The sequence below is a fragment of the Dyella koreensis genome, assembly GCF_044904565.1.
Taxonomy (GTDB): domain Bacteria; phylum Pseudomonadota; class Gammaproteobacteria; order Xanthomonadales; family Rhodanobacteraceae; genus Dyella_D; species Dyella_D koreensis.
The window spans coordinates 420,014-441,722 of record NZ_JADIKD010000011.1; the positions used below are offsets into that span (position 1 = coordinate 420,014).

The 21,709-nt window shown below is 64.7% G+C and carries 16 protein-coding genes; 9 read left to right on the plus strand and 7 right to left on the minus strand.

What is annotated here, in order from left to right; all coding sequences use genetic code 11:
* Nucleotides 1–188 precede the first annotated feature (188 nt).
* From ettA to ISS97_RS13955, 3 genes are all read left to right on the plus strand, one after another.
* Complete coding sequence (gene ettA / locus ISS97_RS13945; RefSeq protein ID WP_379985815.1) at nt 189–1,856, plus strand: energy-dependent translational throttle protein EttA; 1,668 nt, start codon at nt 189–191, stop codon at nt 1,854–1,856.
* 67 nt (nt 1,857–1,923) lie between these two features.
* A complete protein-coding gene (pyrF, locus tag ISS97_RS13950; protein ID WP_379985814.1) occupies nt 1,924–2,736 on the plus strand; it encodes an orotidine-5'-phosphate decarboxylase in 813 nt (270 codons plus the stop codon).
* A gap of 63 nt (nt 2,737–2,799) precedes the next feature.
* The gene (locus tag ISS97_RS13955; RefSeq protein ID WP_379985813.1) at nt 2,800–3,768 is read left to right on the plus strand and encodes an MBL fold metallo-hydrolase; all 969 of its coding nucleotides are present in this window, start codon (nt 2,800–2,802) and stop codon (nt 3,766–3,768) included.
* Nucleotides 3,769–3,791: 23 nt separating this feature from the next.
* Here the strand turns inward: ISS97_RS13955 and ISS97_RS13960 are convergent, their stop codons facing one another.
* The 5 genes from ISS97_RS13960 to ISS97_RS13980 form a co-directional block, all read right to left on the minus strand.
* Entirely contained in the window at nt 3,792–4,952 is a 1,161-nt protein-coding gene (locus ISS97_RS13960) for a threonine aldolase family protein (RefSeq protein WP_379985812.1), read from the minus strand.
* Between the two features lie 97 nt (nt 4,953–5,049).
* Entirely contained in the window at nt 5,050–5,829 is a 780-nt protein-coding gene (locus tag ISS97_RS13965) for a virulence factor family protein (RefSeq protein ID WP_379985811.1), read from the minus strand.
* Nucleotides 5,826–8,435, minus strand: coding sequence for a bifunctional lysylphosphatidylglycerol flippase/synthetase MprF (gene mprF, locus ISS97_RS13970; RefSeq protein ID WP_379985810.1), 2,610 nt, complete (start codon nt 8,433–8,435; stop codon nt 5,826–5,828). The genes ISS97_RS13965 and mprF overlap by 4 nt, the downstream gene beginning before the upstream one ends.
* 438 nt (nt 8,436–8,873) lie before the next feature.
* On the minus strand, nt 8,874–10,868 hold the full coding sequence (locus tag ISS97_RS13975) for an OPT family oligopeptide transporter (RefSeq protein WP_379985809.1): 1,995 nt from the start codon (nt 10,866–10,868) through the stop codon (nt 8,874–8,876).
* A gap of 154 nt (nt 10,869–11,022) precedes the next feature.
* A complete protein-coding gene (locus ISS97_RS13980; RefSeq protein ID WP_379985808.1) occupies nt 11,023–11,913 on the minus strand; it encodes a LysR family transcriptional regulator in 891 nt (296 codons plus the stop codon).
* Nucleotides 11,914–12,023: 110 nt separating this feature from the next.
* Here ISS97_RS13980 and ISS97_RS13985 point away from each other — a divergent pair, with 110 nt between their 5' ends.
* A complete protein-coding gene (locus ISS97_RS13985; protein WP_379985807.1) occupies nt 12,024–12,485 on the plus strand; it encodes a YybH family protein in 462 nt (153 codons plus the stop codon).
* Nucleotides 12,482–13,732: an MFS transporter gene (locus ISS97_RS13990; RefSeq protein ID WP_379985806.1), complete on the plus strand. Its 1,251-nt coding sequence runs from the start codon at nt 12,482–12,484 to the stop codon at nt 13,730–13,732. The genes ISS97_RS13985 and ISS97_RS13990 overlap by 4 nt, the downstream gene beginning before the upstream one ends.
* 4 nt (nt 13,733–13,736) lie before the next feature.
* Here the strand turns inward: ISS97_RS13990 and ISS97_RS13995 are convergent, their stop codons facing one another.
* A complete protein-coding gene (locus tag ISS97_RS13995) occupies nt 13,737–14,207 on the minus strand; it encodes a hypothetical protein (RefSeq protein ID WP_379985805.1) in 471 nt (156 codons plus the stop codon).
* A gap of 249 nt (nt 14,208–14,456) precedes the next feature.
* Here ISS97_RS13995 and ISS97_RS14000 point away from each other — a divergent pair, with 249 nt between their 5' ends.
* A complete protein-coding gene (locus ISS97_RS14000; RefSeq protein ID WP_379985804.1) occupies nt 14,457–14,780 on the plus strand; it encodes a helix-turn-helix domain-containing protein in 324 nt (107 codons plus the stop codon).
* A gap of 40 nt (nt 14,781–14,820) precedes the next feature.
* Here the strand turns inward: ISS97_RS14000 and def are convergent, their stop codons facing one another.
* Nucleotides 14,821–15,360 (minus strand): peptide deformylase, encoded by a 540-nt coding sequence (def, locus tag ISS97_RS14005; protein WP_379985803.1) that lies wholly within the window; start codon nt 15,358–15,360, stop codon nt 14,821–14,823.
* Nucleotides 15,361–15,675: 315 nt separating this feature from the next.
* Between def and ISS97_RS14010 the strand changes: the two genes are divergently transcribed.
* The 3 genes from ISS97_RS14010 to ISS97_RS14020 all read left to right on the plus strand — a co-directional run bounded on the left by ISS97_RS14010 (nt 15,676) and on the right by ISS97_RS14020 (nt 21,561).
* Complete coding sequence (locus ISS97_RS14010; protein ID WP_379985802.1) at nt 15,676–19,173, plus strand: two-component regulator propeller domain-containing protein; 3,498 nt, start codon at nt 15,676–15,678, stop codon at nt 19,171–19,173.
* 106 nt (nt 19,174–19,279) lie between these two features.
* The gene (locus ISS97_RS14015) at nt 19,280–21,355 is read left to right on the plus strand and encodes a carbon starvation CstA family protein (RefSeq protein WP_379985801.1); all 2,076 of its coding nucleotides are present in this window, start codon (nt 19,280–19,282) and stop codon (nt 21,353–21,355) included.
* A gap of 11 nt (nt 21,356–21,366) precedes the next feature.
* Nucleotides 21,367–21,561, plus strand: coding sequence for a YbdD/YjiX family protein (locus tag ISS97_RS14020; protein WP_090451258.1), 195 nt, complete (start codon nt 21,367–21,369; stop codon nt 21,559–21,561).
* The last annotated feature ends 148 nt before the right edge of the window (nt 21,562–21,709 follow it).

Consider the following 21,709-nt stretch of genomic DNA (forward strand, 5'->3'; position numbering starts at 1 on the left):
GCACATCAGCAACGGAATATGGCCGCGAGGGGATGGCCACTGGAGAAAACCAGGCCATGCGTGGCACAACCGCCTCAATCTGTCACCGAGAACACCCGGCAAACCGCTATAATGCGCGGTTTGTTACCCACGCCCAGCGCATCCGCCCCCGTTCCAGGGCCAGCGCCGCGCACGCCTCCGGAGGCTCCATGAGCTCGCAATACATCTACACCATGAACGGGGTCAGCAAGATCGTTCCCCCGAAGCGCCAGATCATCAAGGACATCTCGCTCAGCTTTTTCCCCGGCGCCAAGATCGGCCTGCTGGGCCTGAACGGTGCGGGCAAGTCCACGGTGCTGAAGATCATGGCCGGCGTGGATACCGATTTTCAGGGTGAAGCCCGCCCGCAGCCGGGCATCAAGGTCGGCTACCTGGCGCAGGAGCCGCAGCTGGATCCGGAAAAGACCGTGCGCGAAGCGGTCGAGGAAGGCGTCTCCGTCATTCTCGACGCGCAGAAGCGCCTGGAAGAGGTCTATGCCGCCTACGCCGAGGAAGGCGCCGACTTCGACAAACTGGCGAAGGAGCAGGAGCAGCTCGAGAGCATCCTCGCGGTGAACGATGCCCACGCGCTGGAGCGTCAGCTGGAAGTGGCCGCCGATGCACTGCGCCTGCCGCCGTGGGACGCCAAGATCGGGCCGCTCTCGGGTGGCGAAAAGCGCCGCGTGGCGCTGTGCCGCCTGCTGCTGTCCAAGCCGGACATGCTGCTGCTCGACGAGCCCACCAACCATCTGGACGCCGAGTCGGTGGATTGGCTGGAGCAGTTCCTGCAGAACTACCCGGGCACCGTGGTGGCGGTGACCCATGACCGCTACTTCCTCGAGCACGCGGCCGAATGGATTCTCGAACTCGACCGCGGCCGCGGTATTCCGTGGAAGGGCAACTACACCGACTGGCTGGAGCAGAAGAGCGAGCGCCTGGCCCGCGAAGAAGCCGCCGAGAAGGGCCGCCAGAAGGCTCTTGCACGCGAGCTGGAGTGGGTGCGTTCCGCCGCCAAGGGCCGTCAGTCCAAGGGTAAGGCGCGTATCAACCGCTTCGAGGAACTGAACTCGGTCGAGTACCAGAAGCGCAACGAAACCAACGAGCTCTACATTCCGCCGGGCGAGCGCCTGGGCCAGGAAGTGATCGAGTTCAAGAACGTGTCGAAGTCGTTCGGCGATCGCCTGCTGATCGACGACGTCTCGTTCAAGGTGCCGCCGGGCGCCATCGTCGGCGTGATCGGCCCCAACGGCGCCGGTAAGTCGACCCTGTTCAAGCTGATCACCGGCCAGGAAACGCCCGACCAAGGTGAGGTCAAGCTCGGCCACACCGTGCAGCTCGCTTATGTCGACCAGTCGCGCGACAGCCTCGATCCGAACAAGAACGTGTGGCAGGAAATCTCGGACGGCGCCGACATCATCACCATCGGCCGCTACGAACTGCAGTCGCGCGCCTATATCGGCCGCTTCAACTTCAAGGGCACCGATCAGCAGAAGATGGTCGGCAGCCTGTCCGGCGGTGAGCGCGGTCGACTGCATCTGGCCAAGACTCTGATGCAGGGCGGCAACGTGCTGCTGCTCGACGAGCCGTCCAACGATCTGGACGTCGAAACGCTGCGTGCGCTGGAAGACGCGATGCTGGAATTCCCCGGTTGCGCGATGGTGATCTCGCATGACCGCTGGTTCCTCGACCGCATCGCCACGCACATCATCGCGTTCGAAGGCGACTCGCACGTCGAGTTCTTCCCCGGCAACTACAACGAGTACGAAGCGGACAAGAAGCGCCGCCTCGGCGATGAGGCCGCCAAGCCGCATCGCGTGAAGTACAAGAAGCTGGCGTAACGCCATTGAGACAACGTCATTCCGGCGCAGGCCGGAATGACGTGTGCAAAGATCACCGGAGACCACGATGCACTTCATGCAATCACTGCAACAGGCATGGACCCGCAACAACTCACTGGTCTGCGTCGGTCTCGATCCAGAACCCGCGAAGTTCCCGGCGCACCTGCAAGGGCGTCCGGATGCTGTTTTCGAGTTCTGCAGCGCCATCGTCGACGCCACTGCCGACCTGGTCTGCACCTACAAGCCGCAGATCGCGCATTTCGCCGCCCTGCGTGCGGAAGACGCGCTCGAACGCCTGATCGCGTATATCCACGCCAAACATCCGAACGTGCCGGTGATCCTCGACGCCAAGCGCGGCGACATCGGCAGCACGGCGCAGCACTATGTCACTGAAGCATTCGACCGTTTCGGCGCGGATGCGGTGACGCTCAATCCGTACCTCGGCCGCGACTCTGTGCAGCCGTTCCTGGATCGCGCCGACAAGGGCGTGATCCTGCTTTGCCACACATCCAACCCCGGCGCCGCCGACCTGCAGGACCTGGACGTCGGCGGCAAGCCGCTCTATCAGCACGTCGCGCAGACCGTCGCGCGCGACTGGAACACGCATGGCAATTGCGCTCTGGTCACCGGTGCCACCTGGCCGGAGCAATTGGCTGAAGTGCGCGCACTGGTCGGCGAGGTGCCGCTGCTGGTGCCGGGCATCGGCGCCCAGGGCGGCGACGTGGAAGCCGTGGTACGCAACGGCCGCACGGCGAACGGCACCGGCCTGATGATCAGTTCCTCGCGCGCCATTCTTTACGCAGGCAACGGCGAAGACTTCGCACAAGCAGCGCGCAACGCCACGCTGGAACTGCGCGACACCATCAACCGCTATCGCTGAGCGGTACTTTCCGGGCAGCCACGCGCGCGGCATAGTCGTGCCTCGCCTCCGGATGGTGTGCTCATGCAAGAAGCCGACGAAAGCCGCATCGATCTCCGCCGTCGCCGCCTGTTGCAGGCGGCCGGACTTTCGCTGGGCGCCATCGCCTGCGGCACCCTGCCCGCAGCGTTGCGCGCCGCACCGGCGTCCCGCTCGCGCCTGATCCTGCTCGGCACCGCCGGCGGCCCGACACCAAAACCCGATCGCTCCGCACCGGCGCAAGCGATCGTAATCGACGGCGTGATCTACGTGATCGACTGCGGCAACGGCGTCGCGCGGCAGATGGTGAAGGCTGGGCTGGATCTCGGCGCGATCCGCAACGTCTTCATCACTCACCAGCATTCCGACCACAACGCCGACTACGGCAACCTGCTGTGGCTGGCCTGGGCGGCGAAGCTGCATACGCGCGTGGATACATGGGGACCGCCGCCACTGAGCACGATGACGCAGCAGTTCCTGGCGATGAACGACTATGACATCCGCACCCGCATCGCCGATGAGGGCCGCCCACCGCTCGCGCCATTGATCGTGCCGCACGACATCACGCAAGGCGGCGTGGTGATGCAGGACGAACGGGTCAAGGTGACGGCGGCGCTGGTCGAGCATCCACCGGTCGCTCCCGCTTTCGCCTATCGCTTCGACTGTCCGGATCGTTCCTTCGTGATCTCCGGCGACACGTGTCCCTCAGAACACCTGATCAAACTCGCCCATGGCGCCGACGTACTGGTGCACGAGGTGATGTATCTGCCCGCGCTGGAGAAGCTGATCGCCACCGAGCCGAACGCCGCGCGCCTGCGCGAGCACTTACTGGCCAGCCACACCACCACTGAGCAGGTGGGACGTATTGCGACCGAGGCCGGCGTGAAAACACTCGTGCTTTCGCATTTCGTGCCGGGTGGTTATCCACCCATTGCTGATGACGTATGGCGCGATGCGGTCGCGCCGCACTTCAAGGGTCGACTGATCGTCGGCCACGACCTGCAGGAAATCTGATCCCCTGATACTGCGCTGTGGGCTCAGGCGGCGAAGGCTTTGACGATGGCATCGGGCGATTTACGCAGCAAGGTTTCGTTGAAAGTCAGCGCCACGCGCCCCTCGTGGAGTTCGCCGATGACGACATCCGCCTTGCGCAAGCGATCCTCCAAGCCCGGCCGGCGTCCTTCGGCCACCTGCAGGAAATGGATGTTGGTGCCCTGCTCCACCCGCTGCACCGTATAGCCATCCAAAGCCGTCAAACCAGCCAGCACGCGATCGCCCACCGCGCGCACCTTGGCAAAGCGCTGTTCGAAGCCGTCAAGACTATCCAGCGCGAGTAGCGCGGGCTGCCAGGCGTGGAAGATGCCGCCGCCAAAGATATGCCGCGTGTCGCGCGCCTTGGCTATAGTGGCTTTGGTACCCGCGAGGATCGCGCCGAACGGCGCACCCAGATACTTGTAGAGCGACACATAGACCGTATCGAACGGCGCCGCATACTTCGCCGCGCTGAAACCATCGGCACCGCTATTGAGCAACAGGCGTGCGCCGTCCAGATGCAGCCCAATTCCTTTCGCACGCGCACGCTCGGCAATCGCCTGCACCGTCTCGAACGGCACCATCGCGCCGTCGGCGCGGCGCACCGGACTCTCCAACGAGATCGCGCCGATCGGCAACGGATAGGCAGCCTTCTCGGAGACGGTGATCGCCGCCTCCACTTCGGCCAGCGTGGGTGCGGCGCGTCCGGGCGCCAGCGGCACCAGGTTGATCGCGCTCAGCGTGGTCACCGCATCGCTCTCGTCGCAGTAGACGTGGCTTTCCTGCTGCACCAGTGCGCGCCGCTTCTCTCCACACAACAAGCGCAACGCCACCTGATTGGCCAGGGTGCCGGTGGGCATGAAAGCGGCATCCTCCTTGCCGAGCAGCTTGGCGAAGCGCTGTTCGAGTTCCTCCACGGCACCACCGCGGAGATAGAAGTCGCTGGCCTTGTCGCGCTTCTGCAGGATCGCGTCCAGCTGCGCCAGCACATCGCGCCCGTAATGGGGCACGTTATCGCCCTCCAGGATCACCGCCCGGTTGATGCTCTGCGGATCTTGCGGGCTTTTGGGCGAAGCGGCCGCGAATGCCGCTGGCATTGCGCCGGACCACAACGCGGTAGCCGCGCCCGCACACAACGACGACCGGAGAAAATCGCGACGATCCATGAGCTGCCTCCGCTGGATGGGCTTGCGTGTCCGACTCGATGTCGGGTTCCGGAACGGAACCCTAGCACCGGCGGATGCGCCGCCTATCGGCCGGAGGTCATGGGGCTGCGGGCAAATCCGTGATCATCTGCCGCGCCAGGCCTTCGTAGTTGTAGTCGAAGTGATGGTCGCCGGGCTTCTGGTACACCTTGATCCAGGCCGGCAGGCCCTGCTCGGCGCAGATGGTGTCGTCTTCGTCGTCCTTGCCGTAGTAGCACACGACCGGTGGCTTGCCCTGCAGCGCGAGCAGCGGCGGATGGGCATCGTAGTGCTTCACCGGGTTGAGCCACTGGAAGAAGTCCTGCGTGTAGGTCTTCCACCAGCCCTCCACCATATAGCCTTCCATCTCGATCTCGAAGTTGACGTCCTTGCTCGGCGACAACAGCACTATCTGCGCCACGCGTGCGCGGTTTTCCGGTGAGAGCCGGTCGACCACGGACGGCACCACATCGGCGCCGAAGGAGAAGCCGATCAACCACACGCGCTTCTTGCCCAGCTGCGCGCTGTACTTGGTAATCAACGCGTCGAGGTCGGCGGCGGAAGCTTCTGCCGACCGCTCGCGCCAGTAGTACTGCAACAGGCTGACACCCAGTACCGGAATGCCATGGCTGGCCAGGATGGCGCCGAGCTGTTTGTCCAGGTCGCGCCAGCCGCCATCGCCGGAATAAAAGATCGCCATCACGTCATCGCGCCCGGCCATCGGCGTTACGCCCGCCTTGGCCGGCACGATGACCAGCGATTCTTCCATCGTCGCGTGATGCCAGGGGTGCCAGGCAAGCGCACCGGCTGCTGCGGCCACCAGGATCGAGAGGGAAAGAATCTTTGTAACTCGCTTCATCGACGCACCATACCCGAGAGCCCGCCGGAGATCAGGCTGGCGACATTGGCCAGCACCAGCGGCAGGGCGATGCCCCCGGGTACGGCGAGATAACGCGGTTCCCATTCGGGATCGAATTTGTCTTTGTATTTGTGCAGGCCGCGGAAGTTGTAGAAGCGCTCGCCACGACCGAACAGCAACGCACCCATCCGGCTCCACAGCGGCGCGCTGCGCCGGCTCTGCAAGCCGGAGAACGGCGCCATGCCCAGGTTGAACCAGCGGTAGCCCTGCTGCTTCGACCATTGCATGAGTTCAATGAACAGGAAGTCCATGATGCCCGCGGGACCATCCGGCAAGTGACGCATCAGATCGAGCGATGCCTCTTCCTTGCTGTCGGTGAGAAACAGATTGGCGAAGGCCACCATCTGATCGCCTTGCCATACCACCGCCATCGGCGTGCGTGCGAGGTAATACGGATCGAAGCTGCCGAGCGAGAAGCCCTTCTCGCGCACGCCTTTGTCGCGCATCCACGCGTCGGAAATCTGCTTGAGCCGCGGCAGCAGCGCCGGCACGGCTTCGGCCGGCACGATCTCCATGCGCAGACCGTCGCGGGTGAGTTTGTTGACGGTGTTGCGCAAGACCTTCTTTGACTTGCCGTCGAGGTTAAAGGTGTCCAGGCGCACGCGCGCCTCCTCGCCGATCTTGAGCAGGTTCATGCCCGCTTCGAGATAAAGGTCGAGATCTTCGGGGCGCACCTGATAGAACAGCGGCCAGCCGCCGGCGCGCTCGCATAGTTCGCGGAAGGTCCATACCAGTTCGCGACGCGCATCGTCGTCCTCGCCCACCGGATCGCCCATGGCGACCCAGCTGCGGCCTTCCACGTCATACATGATGAAGGCCTTGCCCTCGGAATCGAACAGCAAGGTCTTGTCGCCCATCAAGGCGAGATGCGCCTGCGCCGAGGAATAGTGCTTGATCAACGGCAACGCCTTGGCCAGATCGTCCTCGTCCGGCAAGCGCAGGTCGGGGCGCACCGGACGGATCAGATTGGCCAGCGCGAACAGCATGCCCACCGCCGTCGCACCCACCAGCGCGCGCAGGGCGCGCGGCGCACCACCGTGATAGAAGCTGAACTCCCACCACAGATTGTTGCTGTATTCGACGTGCTTATAGCTGAAAGACACCAGCCAACCGGCGCAACCGAGCACGGCAAGGATGGCGATGATCCAGCCGACCGAGAAAGTGGCGCTGAACAGCGAAGCACGGCGGTAGAACAACCGGTGCGCCGGGGCCAGCCCCAGCGCCAGCAGCGATAGCAGGGTCGCTTCTTCGTAGTCGATGCCTTTCAGCAGCGACAGCACCGCACCGAGCAGCAGCAGCACGAGCGTCAACACATACGCCGCGTCGAGCCTGCGCTGCAGGCCGCGCGCGAGGATCAGCAGCAGCATGCCGACCATGCTCGCGAGGAAGTGCGAGAACTCCAGCACCGGCAGCGGCAAGACATGGCGCAGGATCTCCATGCGTCCCGGCAGCGCCGACGTGGCGCCGGAGAACAGCAGCACCGCGCCGGAAACCAGGGTCAGGCCGGCAAAGAACGGTGGCAGCAGACCGGTGAACCACGGTGCGAGCGGTACCTTGCCGGCGACGCCGCGCGCTTCGCGCAACAGCACCACCACCGTGGCGGCGCACAGCGGCAGGAAGTAGTAGATCAGGCGATACGCGGCGAGCGCGCCAAGGATCGGCGCCTCCAGCCCCTGATTGCCCGTGGCGCCGAAGCCGGCCAGCATCACCGCCTCGAACACACCCAGGCCACCCGGCACATGGCTGACCAGGCCGGCGATCTGCGCCAGCACGAAGATCGCCATGAAATGGCCAAAGCCGGTGTCGACCTCGTTCGGCATCAGCAGATACAGCACCCACGCCGCCAGACCCCAGTCCACCGCGCCAGTAACGATTTGCCGCGCCGCGGTCGCGGTCGACGGCATGCTCAGCCGCCAGCGCCACACGTGCAGCGGACGACGCAACAACTTGCTGCCGGTCAGCCATAGCAAGGGAATCAGCGTGAGCACAATCGCCACTGGCAGGCGCAGTTCGGCCATCGGCACGTACGGCGGCATCGGCACCAGCATCAAGGTGACGCCGGTCAGCGCGAACAAGCCGAGCCAGAAACTGGCGGTGCAATACAGCACCACCTTGGCCACCTCGACGGTGGAAAGGCCAGCCTGGATATAGAAGCGGTAGCGGATCGAACCGGAGATCAGCAGCGCCATACCCAGCGCATTACTGAAGGCGTAGCTGATAAAGGAGATCAGCGTGACTTGCGCGCGCGGCAACTTGCGGCCGATGGACGCCAGCCCGAACCAGTCGTACAGGGTCATCACGCCATAGCTGGCCGCCGTGAGCAGCACAGCGAGCACGATGCGGTGGTTTTCGAGTCCGTGGACGTAGCGCGCGACTTCGCGATAGCTCACCTGGCTGGCGAGCTGATGCAGCGCCCACAGCGCCAGGCACAGCATGCCCACCGACAACAGCGGGCCGGCAAGCCGGCGCAGCCATAGGGCGCTCGGGCCAGGGCGTACCAGGGCTTCTACCGGATCCGGGACGTCCGCCCCTTTCTGCTCCACCACTCGACCAAGGCCTCCACAACACGATTCAAGGCATGCGGCGCATGCCGGTCACCACCGGCACGATCGGCCGCGACCGTTCAGGCCCCGCCCCGCGCCGATGGGCGCATTAAGCAAGACGGACGGACAGCGGATTGCTGCAACGGTAAAGAATAGCCTGTCGAACCCGCATCCGTTCATAACGATGCACGTTCGCCCCCTTGCCGACGTGGGTCGGACGCGCCGGAGTGTACGGCGTGCCCTTCGATGGATGGTGACACCAGCGTGTCAGCACCTGCCCCTCCCCCCCTGCTTGCGACGCGAAGCTAGTCCTGTGGGACAGGGGGAGGCTGGAAGGGGGTAGGCCCTTGCGATAACGCTAACGAGTAAACGCTTCGACTACTTGAGTGGCTTGACCCCACCCCAACCCTCCCCTGCTGCACGCAGGGGAGGGAGTCCCGATCAGGCGCCGCTGCGCCCCACGCGAGCGACCCAGCGATACAGCACCACCACCACGGCGGCGAACGCGGCGCCGCCGATCCACTCGGCGGTCGGGGCGAAGCTCTCGCTCACCAGCGCCAGCGGCGCGCCCTTGCCGGAGAACGCCACGATGGCGGCAATCACCACGCCGATCACGCTCTCGCCCACGATCAGGCCGGAAGCCAGCAGCACGCCCAGTTGCTTGGTCGCTTCCGGCTTGGGGCCACGCTCGGCGCGCTTGTCGAAGAACCAGCCGACCACCGAGCCAACCACCACCATCAGCGTGCTCGCAGTGGGCAGGTAGATGCCCAGGCCCACGGCCAGCGGCGGGATGCGCATGTGCTTGGTGGTGCGCGCCAGCACTTCGTCCACGGCGATGATCGCCACGCCGATCCAGATGCCGGTGATGATCAGGCTCCAGTCGATGTTGTTGGTGATCACACCCTGCGCCAGCGCGGAGATCAGCCCCGCCTGCGGCGCCGGCAGCGCATGCGCGCCAGCACCGGGTACGCCCGCGAAACCGTAAGCATGGTTGAGCAGATCCAGCACCGGCGGGATCACCGCCGCGCCAGCGATCACGCCGATCACCAACGCCACCTGCTGCCGCCACGGCGTGGCGTCCACCAGTTGGCCGGTCTTCAGATCCTGCAGGTTGTTGTTGGCGATGGCCGCCACGGTGAAGATCACCGCGGTGGTAAACAGCGAGAACGCCACCAGTGCTTTGCCCGCCTCGGCTGGCACGTAAGGCTTCACGCCCGCCACCAGCAGCAGCGCCGCGCCGATCACTACCAGGATGCCCACGCCCGACAGCGGGCTGTTGGACGAACCGATCAGGCCGGCCATGTAGCCGCACACGGTCGACACGAAGAAACCCATCAGCACCACATAGGCCACGCCGCCAACCGCCAGCACCGCCATGTGGTCGCCTAGACCGCTGGTGTTGGCGAAATAGCCGAGCAGCCAGGCGATCGGCACAAAGCAGACCAGGGTGATCAGGCCGACGATGCCGATCGGAATGTCCTGCTCGGTACGCGGCAGCGTGTCCGCCTTGCCAGCCTTGCGCACGCGCGAGGCCGCCATGGCGGAGGTCAGGCCGCTGATCACCGGCTTCACCAGCTTGGCCAGTGTCCAGATCGCCGACACGCCGATGGCGCCGGCGCCCACGAAGCGCACCTTGTGGCTCCAGGTGCCCAGCGCCAGGTCCGCCGTCGCACTGGCGGCATCGCCAGCCAGCAGCGAGAAGTGCGGCACGCCCCAGCCCCAGCCGATCAGCGCACCGACCAACATCGCAATACCCACCGACAGGCCCACCAGGTGGCCGATCGCGAACAGCGCGAAGGAAAGATTGAAATCGAAGCCGCTTACCGCGCCCTTGTCGCCGACACGGAAGTAACTGACCACGTCAGCGGCGAACACCTGGGTCGCCACCACCACCGCGAATACGGCCGAGGTGATCGAGCCCCACAGCACCGCCATCAGGCCGGCCTTGCCCTCTTCCACGCTGCCGGCGTGGTCGCTGTCGCTGCTGCCGACCTTCAACACCTCGGCGCAGGCGATGCCTTCCGGGTACGGCAGGTCGGAGTTGGTCACCAGCGCGCGGCGCAGCGGGATCGAATACATCACGCCGAGCACGCCACCGAGCGCGCAGACGGCAAACGAGGTCCAGAACGGAAAGCCGGTCCACCACCCGATCATGATCATGCCGGGTAGCACGAAGATGATCGACGACAAGGTGCCCGCTGCCGAAGCGATGGTCTGCACCACGTTGTTTTCCTGGATGGTCGAATCCTTGAAGCTGCGCAGGATCGCCATCGAGATCACTGCGGCGGGGATCGAGGTAGCGAAGGTGAGACCCGCCTTGAGGCCGAAGAACACGTTGGCCGCGGTGAACACCAGGGTGATGATCACACCCAGAATGACGCCGCGCAGCGTCAGCTCCTTGCGCACATCCGCGCCCGTCGCGAGATTGGCGCTCACGAATGCTTACCCGTCATGGTGGATCTCCCCATTGTTGTTATTCAAAAAGACGGCATGGATATAAGAGGACGGCCGCTCGCCATCCCTAGATTTGCCACACTTTAGCCTCAGAGCAAAGCGCAGTGCAGCAGAACCCGCGGGTTCGCCCGCGCTTTCAGACCTCCGCCAGCCACCGCGACGCTACAAAATCAATAAAGGCGCGCGTACGCGCCGGCAATTGCTTGCTGGCCGGCCACACGATGTGCACCGGCATGCTGGGCAGGCCGTACGGCGCCAGCACCTGCTCCACCAGGCCCTGGTCGATCAGTCCGCGTACCTGCCACAACGGTGCCAGGCCGATGCCCAGCCCGCTGACCACGGCGGCATTGCAGGCGGCAGCGTTGTTGGCGCTGAAGCGGCCATCCACCTCAACCGGCATGGGTTTGCCGTTGCGGGTGAAAGCCCAGGTCTGCGCATCCTTGGCGGAACGGCGCAGCACGCATTGATGTGCGCTCAGCTCGGATGGCCGGCGTGGGCGCCCATGCGCGGCGAGGTAACCAGGCGAAGCGAACGCGATCTGCCGCAAATGTCCCAGCAAGCGCGCCTGCAAGCGGCTATCCGGTAGTTCGCCCAGGCGCACGGCGGCATCAAGACCATCGCGCAACAAGTCGGCGTGGCCATCGTCCACCACCAGCTCGATATCCACGTCGGGGTAGCGTTCCATGAAGGCCGCCATCAGCGGCACCACATGTACCGGCGCGTATTGGGTGGAGCCGCCGATACGCAGGCTCCCGTCGATCTTGGCGCCGTGCTCGGCCAGCGACGAACGCGCCAGATCGATATCCGCCAGCGCCGTCTTGATGCGCGCGTGGAAGGCAGATCCCGCCGCACTCGGTTGCGCACGGCGCGTGGTGCGATGGATCAATTCCACGCCCAGCTCGCGCTCCAGCGAGGCGAGCACGCGGCTCACCGTCTGCAGGGAACAGTGCAGATGCCGCGCGGCGGCACTGAGATTGCCCTGCTCCACTACGGCGATAAAGACGCGGTAATCGTCGATGCTGGCCATATCACTCATTCTCACGGATAGCGTGATAGTACCTACCTTTAACCGTCGATTCTCTCCCGCTCCACCCCGCTCAATACTCGAAGCTCCACGCCCCCTTCCCCGGAGCAACCATGAGCCTTCTTCTCCCGCAGAGCATCGACGGCATCGAGACGCGCTTCGCGCCAGACCACCCCATCGCCGCGTTGGCGGACTTCTACCGCGCATTCAATGAGCGCGACCTTGAGGCCATGGCACGGCATTGGGCTCATCACGCCGAGACATCGATGAGCAATCCGCTTGGGGGCATCCGGCGCGGCTGGCCGGAGATCCGCGCGGTGTATGAGCGCATCTTTCACGGCGCGGCACGGGTGCGCGTCATGTTTCACGATTACACCTTGCACGAGAGCGCCGACAGCTTCCTCGCCGTGGGGCGCGAGCGCGGCACGCTGATACGTGGCAACGCACAACTTGAACTGGCGATTCGCACGACGCGCTTGTATCGCCGCATCGATGGTGTGTGGCGCCAGTTTCATCACCACGGCTCGTTCGACGATCCGGCACTGTTTGAAGCTTATCGGGAGGCGTTGGCGTGAGCCCCTCGATCGCGCCCCCGCCAACACACGCCGCTCCGTCTGTATCGCTGTTCGCACTCGCCACCGCGGTGATCGTGCTGAGTTTGTATCTGGCGCAGCCATTGGTGGGAATCATTGGGCCATCGCTGAGCCTTTCGCCTGCTGCTGCCGGCTTGATCACTACACTGACACTGGCCGGTTATGCGCTTGGTCTGTTTCTGCTGGTACCCCTGTGTGATTTGGTGGAGAACCGCGCTCTGGTCCTGATCACGCTGGCGGTGCATGTCGCGGCGCTGACCGTGGCAGCGTGTGTTACCACGCCGGCGGTCTTTCTCGTCGCCAGTCTGCTGGTGGGGCTCAGTGCATGCGCGATCCAGATGCTGATTCCCATGGCGGCGGCGATGACGATCGAAGCGCGGCGCGGCGAAGTCATCGGCAACATCATGAGTGGCCTGTTGCTGGGCGTGATGTTGTCGCGTCCACTGGCAAGCCTGGTTGCGGGGCGTTTCGGTTGGCATGCCGTGTATGGGTTGCTGGCTATCGCGGTCGCTGTGTTGCTGCTGGCGCTGATGCGCACTCTGCCGAAACATCGCCCGGTGGGCAGTCGCACCTATGTTTCTTTGGTCGCTTCGCTATGGACCCTGTGGCGCGAAGAACCTGTGCTGCGTACGCGAGCGATCACGGCGGCTTTCTGTTTTGCCGCTTTCAATGCGTTCTGGAGCACGGTTGCCTTGGCATTGGCGCGCGCACCGTTCTCGCTCGGCGGTACCGGCATCGCGCTGTTCACGCTGGCCAGTATCAGCGGTGCGATTAGCGCGCCCGTCGCCGGGCGCCTCGGCGATCGCGGCAAGACGCGGCTCGCGACGCAGATGGCCCATGCCTGCGTGATCGCGGGATTGGCGTTGGCGTGGCTGGCGGACTCGCCATGGGCGATCAACCATCTCTCGCCCATGCTGGCGCTGGCCTTGCTGTGTCTTGCGGCGATCCTGCTCGATGCCGGCACGATTGCCGACCAGGCGCTTGGCCGGCGCGCCGTGAACCTGCTTCGCCCGGAAGCGCGCGGTCGTATCAATGGGCTGTACACCGGGCTGTTCTTTCTCGGTGGTGCCGTAGGGTCGGCACTGGCGGGCGCCGCATGGGTATCGATGGATTGGAGCGGCGTGTGTCTGCTCGCCTTGGTTTTCGCCGTGGCGGCCGGCGTGCTGGATGCACAGCGTGCGCCGCACGCTGCCAAAGCGCTGGCTCGCGTGTGCCGCGCGGACACGTAATGCGCTAGTAACCTGGGTATTCGTCTTTCGCGAAGCTCTCGGCCAGCCATCCACGCGCACGCAATTCCGCGAGTCGCGGATGCGTGAGGTAGAGCGCCGCATGTTCTGCCAGGTATCGCCAGCGCGCAGTCTCTTCGCGCAACTGAAATACATGGTCTCGAATGATCCGCCCTACGGAGGTGTCCAACCAGCCAGCGGATACCTGGAGCTGCATAACACAGCGCAGAGCGTCTTCGGCGTTGTGTGCAGCCGCCGCCTGCGCCAGCGCGTTGGCGCGTATGTGCCGCAGGCGTTCGCCACCGAGACGGGACAAACCCTCGTCCTCCATCATCAGCAGGCTGTTGCCTTGCAGATCGTTCAAAAGACGGTCGAGATGACTCGGCGGATAGACCGGCACCGGTGCACCTCTGGTTCCCCTGCGCTTATCGACGAACTCGTGACCGGACCAGCCCCGCGTGACTCTTTTGCGTTCCATGCGCTTTGCACTGTTGTCGCGACCATGTCCGGTCGCCCTGAAATACAACCATAAATGGTCAGTATGTGCAATCATTTATTGCAATAGCCAGGGAATAGATAAACAACAATACGGACTCATCTTTTTGCGCCTGCGCGCGACGCCAGAGCCGTCTCTGGCCCGCTCCGAGCAGCGAGGACGGAGTCTCCCTTGGTATCGACCCCGCACGGGTTTGCCCAGCGCCTACATGTCGCCATGGATTTGGCTGGCATGAAGAAGGGGCGATCCCGTACAAGCGAGCTCGCTGCGGTCTTCGATGTCTCCCGCGAAACGGCGCGCAAGTGGCTCAATGACCTCGCCATGCCGGAACTGGAACGCATGACGGAGATGGCTGGCCGCTTCGGCGTGAGCTTCGAGTGGCTGGCGACGGGCCGCGGCACCCCCAAGGGTTTCCACATGGTGCAGGACGCTACGGCGCCTTATCGAGTGGAAAACCGCGAGCAGGCGCGGCTGATCGGCCTGGTCGGCCGCTTGCCGCGCGATCAGCGCAAGGCGCTGCTGGTTTTGCTGGAACAGTTGGTCGATAAATCCTGAGTGCGGCGTCCCAAGCGCGCGCACTCAAGACGTTTCCATCTCATTCGTCCGCGCCCGGATCCATACCGGGAAACAGCACTTCGGTGTAGCCGAACTTGGTGAAATCGGTAATGCGCGAGGGATAGAGCCGGCCGATCAGGTGATCGCATTCGTGCTGCACCACGCGCGCATGGAACCCTTCCGCCGTGCGGTCGATGCGCTCGCCCTTGGGGCCGACGCCTTCATAGCGGATCAGCGTGTAGCGATTGACCGCTCCGCGCAGGCCGGGCACGGAGAGACAGCCCTCCCAGCCTTCTTCCATGTCTTGCGACAGCGGCGTGATCACCGGATTGAGCAAGATGGTCTGCGGCACCGCTGGTGCATCGGGATAACGCTCCGAACTGTCGAAGCCGAAAATCACCAGTTGCAGATCCACGCCGATCTGCGGCGCGGCCAGCCCCACGCCACCGGCGTCGTGCATGGTGTCGAACATGTCGGCAATCAGCGCATCCAGCTCGGCGGTGCCGATCATGGCATCGGGCACCGGCGGCGCAATGCGCAGCAGGCGTGGGTCACCCATCTTCAGAATTTCGCGGATCATGGAAGTCTCACTCGCGCCGTCGTCGCCTATGGATTGTGGTCCGCCAGGTGTTAATGCAAGAGCCACGGCGGGCGCCCCGCTGGAGCGTATCCAGTACCAAGCACCCAGCCGCCAGCTTAACGGGAGGTCCGCTCGCCATGCAGACACCGTGACCCCTGGAACAACAACTCGCCGTGCAATGGGGCATGATCGCCCTTGGTCTTGTGCCGGCCGCCCTTAGCGGCCCCCAGGGCCACCTTCCCGAAAGCCAGTGCCGATGCCGCCCCGAACCCACGTGACAGCTCAAATGCCACGCGCCGCCAAGGAGACCGCACCTTGCTTTCCGCATTGATGCTGCAAGCGCTGCTGGCCGCGGCCAGCGCGTCGCCGCCAGCATGGGTCGATCCAAGCTTCCGCAACTACGGCATGGCCGAAGGGCTGCCCAGCAGCAATATCGACGCGCTGGCGCAAGACGGCGAGGGCTACGTGTGGATCGCCACCGAATCCGGACTCGCGCGCTACGACGGTAATCGTTTCCGGGTATGGCGGCACGATCCGCGCGATGCCCATTCGTTGTCCGCGATGCCACTGGCGACATTGATGGTGGATACCGAGGGGCAACTGTGGGGCGGCAGCCGTGATGGCCTGGTGCGGTATGACCCGGCTCATGAGAACTTCATCCATTGGCGCCACGACCCGGGCGATCCCGCGTCGCCCGGCAGCGACGACGTCACCGCGATGGCGCGCCTCGGAAAAGGGCAGCTGTGGGTCGGCCATTTCGATGTGGGGCTGGACCGTATGCGCCCGGACGGGCGCGGGTTCGATCATCTCCGCCACGACCCCGCCGACCCCACCAGCCTCGCCTCGGACACGGTGTACTCGCTGCTGGCAGACAGCGACGGGACACTTTGGATCGGCACTGGCCGCGGCCTCGACCAACGCGCACCGGACGGAAAGATCAGCCACATCGTATTTGACCGTGCCGGCGATGCCGCCCGCGACAAGCCACTGCGCATTTACCAGCTCGCCCGCGTCGGCCGGAAGCTCTACATCGGCAGCGACCGCGGGCTGTACGAACTGGCGCCGGGCGCGCCCAAGGCCATTCCGGTGGCGCCGGACGTGCTACCTCACAAGCTCATCTACGCACTGGCGGCCGATGCGCAGAACCAGCTGTGGGTCGGCACCAACGACGGCCTGTACATGCCAGCGGCCGATGGCGGCTATCGCCGTGTGGAAGCGCGCCCGTTGCTGCGCCAGGGACTACCGAACGGCTTCATCGCACAGATGCTGCGCGATCACGAAGGCGGCATGTGGATCGGCACGTTGAATGGCCTGGCCTATCTTTCGCCGCAGTGGACCGACTTCCAGTACATCACGCACATCCCGGAGAACCCGGACAGCATCGTTCCCGGCGCCTACCAAGCTGTGGCCACGGCCGGGGACGACCATGTGTGGATCGCCAGCACAAACGGAGCGATCGATCGCCTGGACCTGACGACCGGCAAGGTCCGCCATCTGGCGTTCCAGATTCCGCAGGGGCGCGGCGCCAACTGCATCGCCGAGGATAGGCGTGGTCGCCTGTGGATCGCCTCGGCAAGCGGCAACTTCGTACTCGATGGCGACAAGGCCACTGAGCTGAAGGCACCGATGGCCGAACGCATCGTGTTCGGCGACGACGGCACCGCTTATTGGCAGGCCGACGATGGCGTGTTCGCCTACGACCCGGACACCTTCAAGGCTCGCCCGCTTGCTTTGGACGAACACGCCAAGGATGTCGCCATCAACGACATGCGCCTGCACGATCACGCGCTCTGGCTTGCGACCAACGCTGGCGTTATGCGCTGGGCGCCGGGCGACGCACGGGCCACCATTGTCGATGGCATGAAAGCCATGGCCTATAGCGCGCTGGATCTGCGCGATGGCCATGCATGGCTGCTCGATGATGAGAACCTTTACGACTACCGGCTGGAGGGCCAACGGGCCGTGCTGGCCGGAACGTTCCCGATCTATCGGCAACGCACGCTCAGCGACATCCTGGGTATGCACGCCGATGGCCTGGGCCGGATCTGGTTCTTCTCGCGCAGCGGGCTGTGGCGCTACGACCCCGCCAGCGGCAACGTGCGCGAGCAGGGTCTGGCGCAGGGATTGCCGGAAGGTCAGTTCACCAACGTATCCCATGCGGAGACGCCCGACGGGCGCGTGCTGGCGGCAACCAACAGCGGTATCGCGGCTTTCGTCCCGGAAACCATTCACGAGCTTTCCCGCGAACCACGTGTACGCCTGGAAGGCGGCAATGTTCGCCGTCAAGGCGAAGTGCTGGGGCTCGTCTCCGCCGAACAACCCTGGCAGCTCGACTGGAATGACCGCGACCTCACCCTCACGGCCCGCGCACTGACCTACATGGCGCCGGAACGCACTCGCTATCGCTTCCTCCTCGACGGCCTGGACAGCGACTGGGTCGATACCGGCGTCCGCGGCGATCGCACCTTCACCCAGCTGCCCGGCGGCGACTACAGCCTGCATGTGCAGGCGGCCGGCCCCGACGGCGTCTGGGGCGAGTTGCCCGCACCGTTGCGCATCCATGTAGACAGCCCACCGTGGCTGCGCTGGTGGGCGTGGCTGGGTTACGCCGCGCTGCTTGTTTTGCTGTTCGCCGCACTGCTGGCTGCCATGCGCCGCCGTCAGGCGCAGCGCCACCGCCTGGAGCTGATCACCCAGGAACATCAGTTGGCACAGTCCGCCAACCTCGCCAAGACCGAATTCCTTGCCGAGCTCGGTCACGAAATCCGCACGCCGATGACCGGTGTGCTGGGCATGGCCGAGCTGCTGCTCAGCCGTCCGCTGGAAGCCACCGAACGCGGCTATGTGCAAACCATCCGCAACTCCGGCGAAGTCTTGCTGACCCTGGTCAATGACGCTCTCGATCTGGCGCGTATCGAAGCCGGCCGCCTACAGTTGGCGCCCGCGCCGTTCGATCCGCGCACCCTGCTGCACGATGTGGCCGAACTGCAACGCGGCAAGGCCGTCGGCAAAGGACTCGCGCTGCGCGTCGCCATTGCCGATGACGTGCCCGCCAAGGTCCTGGGCGATGCTGTTCGCATCAAGCAGATCCTGCTCAACCTCAGCAGCAATGCGCTGAAGTTCACCGACCACGGCGAAGTATGTTTGGCGCTTGCGGCGAAAGCGGATGGGCTGCAGTTCACGGTCAGCGACACCGGCCCGGGCATCGCCGCGGCCGATCAAGCGAAACTGTTCCAGCGTTACCAGCAGCTCGACAGTCCGCAGCGCGGCTCGGGCAGCGGCCTTGGCCTGGCGATCTGCCGCGAGCTGACCACACTGATGCACGGCACGATCACATTGGAGTCGGCCACCGGGCGGGGCAGCGAATTCCGCGCTGTCTTGCCGCTACCAGCCATCGCCAAGGGCAGCGAAACAACGCGCGTTCCGCGTACGGCTCAAGGTCCACACTGGCGCTTACTGTTGCTGGAGGACGAGCCGACGGTCGCCGCGGTGATCGTGGGGCTACTGGAAGTGCAAGGGCATGTCGTCGAGCACGCGCCGAACGGCCTGAAGGCGATGGAACTACTGGAAGGCGGCCGCTTCGACGCCGCGCTGGTCGACCTCGACCTGCCCGCGCTGGATGGCTTCCAGTGGGCACGCCTGGTGCGCTCGCGCGAGTCCGGCCAGCGCTTGCCGATGATCGCCATCACCGCGCGCTCCGGCGGCGACGAGGAAGCCCAGGCCAAAGAAGCGGGCATGAACGGCTTCCTGCGTAAGCCATTGCAGGGCGAGCAATTGGCGCAGGCGCTGGCGAGGCTGTTCTCATACGCCTGAGCCACCTTTATTCGACCAATGGCTAATGCCCGCGGGCGCACAATGGCATTGACCCCCGCAAGCGCGGGGACGACCCTTGCGGATGACTTTCAGAGGGAGTCCGTTCATGCAAACCGCCGCTACCCAACCGAGCCCGGCAGGCAAGATCCTGTGGGCCGCCATCGCCATCGTCGGCGCGTGGTGTTTAGGCGTCGTGGCCTTGCGCCGCGGCGAGCCGATCAACGCCATCTGGCTGGTAGCGGCGGCGATCGCCGTGTTCGTGATCGGCTACCGCTTCTATAGCAAGTTCATCGCCAGCAAGGTGTTGCAGATGGACCCCAGCCGCGCGACGCCGGCTGTGCTGCGTAACGACGGCCTGGACTATGTGCCTACCGACAAATGGGTGGTGTTCGGCCATCACTTCGCCGCCATTGCTGGCGCCGGCCCGCTAGTAGGCCCGGTGCTCGCGGCGCAGATGGGTTATCTGCCCGGCACGCTGTGGATTCTGTTCGGCGTGGTGTTTGCCGGCGCCGTGCAGGATTTCATGATTCTCGGCCTGTCGATCCGCCGCGACGGCCGTTCTCTCGGCAACATGCTGCGCGATGAGCTGGGACCCGTCGCCGGCGTGGTCGCCATGTTCGGTGTGCTGGTGCTGATGATGATCGTGCTGGCGGTGCTGGCGCTGGTGGTGGTGAAGGCGCTGACGCACAGCCCGTGGGGTACGTTCACGGTGGCCTGCACGATTCCGATCGCGCTGCTGATGGGCGTGTATCTGCGCTGGCTCCGCCCGGGCAAGATTCTCGAAGTGTCGATCATCGGCCTGGTGCTACTGCTCGCCTCGATCTGGTTCGGCGCGTACGTCGCCGCTTCGCCGAGCTGGGCGGCGGTGTTCGATTTCGATGCCAAGGCGCTGGCCTGGTTGCTGATCGCTTATGGCTTCTGCGCTTCGGTGCTGCCGGTATGGCTATTGCTGGCGCCGCGCGATTACCTGTCCACCTTCCTCAAGATCGGCACCATCGCGCTGCTGGCGCTGGCGATCTTCCTGGCTGCGCCAACCCTGCAGATGCCCGCCGTCACCAAGTTCATCGATGGTACTGGCCCGGTGTTCCAGGGCAACCTGTTCCCGTTCCTGTTCATCACCATCGCCTGCGGTGCCGTGTCGGGCTGGCATTCGATCATCGCCTCCGGCACCACGCCCAAGCTGCTCAGCAGCGAAGGCGAGGCGCGCATGGTGGGCTACGGCGGCATGCTGATGGAGGCCTTCGTGGCCATCATGGCCCTGATCGCCGCGTCGTCGCTGCATCCTGGTGTGTACTTCGCCATGAACTCGCCGGCGGCGCTGATCGGCACCACCGCGCAAGATGCGGCCACCGCGATCAGCCAGTGGGGCTTCGTGGTGACGCCGGATGAGTTGCTCAACACTGCCAAGAACATCGGCGAAGGCAGCATCCTCAGCCGCGCCGGCGGTGCGCCGACCCTCGCGGTGGGCATGGCCCAGCTGCTGCACGGCATCATCCCGGGCGAAGGGATGATGGCGTTCTGGTACCACTACGCAATCCTGTTCGAAGCACTGTTCATCCTCACCACGGTGGATGCCGGCACGCGCGTGGGCCGCTTCATGATCCAGGAGATCGCCGGCCTTATTCACGAGCCGCTGAAACACACGGAATCGTGGACCGGCAACCTCATCGCCACCGCAATCTGCGTGGGCCTCTGGGGTTACTTCCTCTATCAGGGCGCAGTTGATCCATTGGGCGGTATTAACACCTTGTGGCCACTGTTCGGCATCGCCAACCAGATGCTCGCCGCCGTGGCGCTGATGCTCGCGACGGTAGTGACAGTGAAGCTCAAGCGCGAACGCTACGTGTGGGTGCCGGGCATTCCAGCGATCTGGCTGGTGGTGTGCACGCTGACCGCCGGCTGGTACAAGCTCAGCGGCCCGATCAGCTTCACCGCGGCTGCGCAGAAGTACGCGCAGGCCATCGCCGACGACAAAGTACTGGCACCAGCAAAGAACGCCGCGGAGATGCAGCGCATCGTCACCAACAACTACGTCGATGCCACGCTCACGGCGATCTTCATGCTGCTGATCCTGACCATGCTCGGCTTCGCCATCAATGCGATCCTGAAGGCATGGCGTATCAATCACCCGACCGCGCACGAGGAACCGTACGTGGCACTGGGAAGCGTGCCCACCCGATGAGGGCTGCGATCATGAAACCTAACCTGCAATCCATCCGCAAATGGGCGGTGCAAACCGCCCGCCTCTGCTGCGGCGTACCGGACTACGACGTCTACGTGAAACACCTCCGCGAGCATCACCCGGAGCGGGAGGTGCCGACCTACGCGGAATTCTTCCGCGAACGCCAGGTGGCGCGGTACAAGGGGACGGGCGGGCGCTGCTGCTAGGACATGTTCGACCGATAACGACAAGGCCACGCAGATACCCTGCGTGGCCTTGTCGCTTTATTCCCCGGTAGTCAAACCGACCCAGCCTGTCTTCATCATCTCACTCTCGATTGCGGGTTTCGCTGATCACACAACCAAAGCCCGACGC